The following is a 3,653-nucleotide window of genomic DNA, read 5'->3' on the forward strand; positions in this document are numbered from 1 at the left end:
GTCGGCCGCGGGACGCGCGTCGGGCTGAACCTGCCGCCGGGGCCCGACGCCGCGGCCGCGACTCTCGCGCTGCTGGCCCTGGGCGCGGTCTGCGTACCCGTCGAGCCGGACCTGCCGGCCGCGGCCGCCCACACGTGGCTCGTGGCGGCGGGTGCCGGGGCGGTGCTCACCGACCGCCCGGCGGCGCTCCCCGCGTCCGTCGCGGCCCTCGACCTCGCCGCGCTCGACGGCGAGGTGCCCGGGACGCCCCCGGATCCGGCGGACGGGCCGCGCGGCGCGGACCCGGCGTTCGTCCTGCGCGGGGCGGACGGCCCGGTGGAGTACGGCCACGCCGCGCTGTGCGCGACCCTGGACAGGCTCCAGGACCTGGGCCGGCTCGGCGCCGGGGACACCGTCCTGGTGCACCGCACGGCGCCGCTGCCCGACGCGGTGCACGCCCTGCTGTGGCCGCTGCTGTACGGCGCCGCCGTGCACCCCGCGTCCCCGGAGGGGATCGCGGATGCCGGCGTCACCGTTGCTCTGCTGCCGCCCTCCGCGCTGGACGAACTCGCCCGTGCGGGAAGGCCGTCCAGGCTCCGCCTGGTCCTCACCGACGGCGGGCGGCTCACCGCCCGGCTCGCCGACCGCTTCCTGGCGGCCCACCCGGAGACGGCGCTGCACCGGGTGTGGGTGCTGCCGGAGGCGGCCGGCTGCGTGGCCGCCGTGCGCTGCCGGCCGGGTCTCACCGACGCCGGACTCGCCGCCGGTGAGGGCGATCACCGGCACGTCACCGTCGCCGACGAGCGCGGCCGGCCGCTGCCCGGCGGCGCCCCGGGACGGCTGTACGTCCACCGGCCGGGTGCCGCCGCCCCCGCACCCACGCCCTGGCGCGGGCGCCGGCTCCACGACGGGCGGCTCGCCGTCGCCGACGACGCGCCGCCGTGCCTGGACGGGTACGCCGTCGACCTCGCGGCGGTCGAGAACGCCCTGCTCGCCGACGAGACCCTGGCCGCCTGCGCGGTCCTGCCCCGGACGACGACCGACGGGGTGGCGGAGCTCGTCGCGTACGCCGTGCCCACCGGCCCGTTCTCGGCCCGACGGGCGCGCGAGCGGGCCGCCGCCCTGCTGCCCGCCGCCCTCGTGCCGCGGACCGTCGTGCCCGTGACCACGCTCCCCCGCGACCGGTCCGGGCGGGTCGACACCGCCGCGCTCGCCGCGCTGCCCGTCGTGGACGAGGACGCCGCGCGGGCCTGGGAGCGGGAGCTGACGGCGGCCGGCGGTCCGGCCGTCGCCGTCCTCGTCGAGGAGGCGGCCCCGGAGCCGGAGGAGCGCGTCCACGTCCCGCTGCCCACCGCCGAGGACCCGCGGGGACCCGGCGAGGAGACCCCGCACCCGTCCGCCCCTGCGGACGGCGGGCGCCCGGCGGTGGCCGCGGGACCACCGGCCGTCACCCCCTCCGTCCGCACCCTGCCGGAGGCCCTGCGCCGCGCGGCCCGCGAGGACCGGGGCGGCATCGTGATCGTCGACCGCCACGGCGCCGAACGCGAGCTGTCGTACGCCGAGTTGGCGGAGGACGCGGCCCGGGTGCTGGGCGGTCTCCGCGCCCTCGGGCTGCGCCCGGGCGACCGGGCGATCCTCCAGTGCCCCGCCCACCGCGACTTCCTGACCGCCTTCTGGGCCTGCCTCCTCGGCGGTTTCGTCCCCGTCCCGTTGGCCCCCGCCGAGAGCTACGCGGAGGACACCGCCGCCGTCGAACGCCTCGCGGGAGCATGGGAGTTGCTCGGACGGCCCCTGATCCTCGCCGACGGCGCCACCGCCGCCGAGCTGCACGGTCTCGCCGGCCGGCGCGGCTGGGGCGCCGCCCTGCGCACCGGCGCCCTGGAGGAGCTGCGCGGCCACTCGCCCGCCCCGGACGAGCACCCGTGCTCACCCGACGACGTCGCCCTGCTGCTGCTCACCTCCGGCAGCACCGGGACCCCCAAGGCCGTACCGCTGCGCCACCGCAACGTCCTGGCGCGCTGCGCCGGGACCGCCGCCGCCAACGGCTTCGGGGCGGGGGACGTCACGTTCAACTGGATGCCGCTTGACCACGTCGGCGGGATCGTCATGTTCCACGTCCGCGACGTCTACCTGACGAACCGTCAGCTCCACGCGCCCACCGGCTGGGTACTGGAGGACCCCCTCCGCTGGCTCGACGTCGTCCACCGGCACCGGGTGACCCTCACCTGGGCACCGAACTTCGCCTTCGGCCTGGTCAACGGCCGGGTGGCGGACGCGGCGGGGCGCGGCTGGGACCTGTCCTGCCTGCGCTTCATCCAGAACGCGGGCGAGGCCATCATGCCGCGCGTCGCCCGCCGCTTCCTCCAGGCCCTCGCCCCGCTCGGCCTGCCGGCCACCGCGATGCGCCCGTCCTGGGGCATGTCCGAGACGTCGTCGGCCGTCACCTACTCGGACGCCTTCACCCTGGCGACGACGTCCGACACCGACCCGTTCACCGAGGTCGGCCGCCCGCTGCCGGGCACCACGCTGCGCATCGTCGACGACGCCGGGGAGACCGTGCCCGAGGGCGTGCCCGGCCGCCTCCAGGTCACCGGCCCGACGGTCACCTCCGGCTACCACGACAACGAGGCGGAGAACCGGGCCTCCTTCACCTCCGACGGCTGGTTCGAGACCGGCGACCTGGGGGTCGTCCGGGACGGCGCGGTCACCATCACCGGCCGCGCCAAGGACGTCCTCATCATCAACGGCGTCAACCACTACTGCCACGAGATCGAGTCGGTGGTGGAGGAGCTGGAACGGGTCGAGAACTCGTTCACCGCCGCCTGCGCGGTCCGCGACGCCGGGGCGACGACGGACGTCCTCGCCGTGTTCTTTCACCCTGCGCCCGGCGCGGACGTCGCCGCGACGGTCCGGGAGATCCGCTCCCTGCTGGTCCGGCGGGCCGGCCTCAACCCGCGCCACGTCGTGCCGGTCGGCCGCGAGGACGTGCCCAAGACCGAGATCGGCAAGATCCAGCGGGCGGCGCTGCGCCACCGCTTCCACTCCGGCGGGTTCGACGCCGTCCTCGCCGAGGTGGACCTGCTGCTGGGCAACGAGCGCACCACGCTGCCCGACTGGTTCCACGAGCGCGTCTGGCGGCCGGCTCGCCCGCTGCCCGGGCCCGCCCCGGACCCGGACGGCACGCTGCTGGTGCTCGCCGATCCCCTGGACCTCGCCGACCGGCTGCTGCCGGAGCTCGCCGTGGGCGGCCGGCGCGTCGTGCGCGTGGACAACGGCCCGGAGTACGGGCGCGTCGCCGAGGACCGCTTCCGGATCCGCCTCGACCGCGCGGAGGACCACGGCCGCGTCCTGGACGCGCTGGCGGCGGACGGCCACACGGTGACGGACGTCCTCGACCTCACCACGTACGCCCCGCCCGCCCCGCACGGCACCACGGTCTCCGGGGAGACGGCGGCGCTGGTCCACCTCGTCCAGGCGCTCGCCGCCCGGCGCGCCGACGACACCCGGATCACCCTGCGCGTCGTCGGACGGCACACCCAGCACGCTGCGCCCGGCGACCTGGTCGACGCCGGCCGGGCGGCCCGGCTGGGTCTGCTGACGAGCCTCGCGCAGGAGCTCCCGTGGCTCGACTGCGCGCACCTGGACCTCCAGGAGGCCCCGGCCGACACACAACT

1 protein-coding gene is annotated in these 3,653 nt (G+C 77.6%); it reads left to right on the forward strand.

From position 1 onward, the window contains the following. Nucleotides 1-3,653: AMP-binding protein (locus JNW98_RS35095; protein ID WP_223772317.1), on the forward strand; the 3,653-nt coding region annotated here is incomplete at both ends.

Origin of the sequence: Streptomyces huiliensis, assembly GCF_020037025.1 — a bacterium.
GTDB classification, from domain to species: domain Bacteria; phylum Actinomycetota; class Actinomycetes; order Streptomycetales; family Streptomycetaceae; genus Streptomyces; species Streptomyces huiliensis.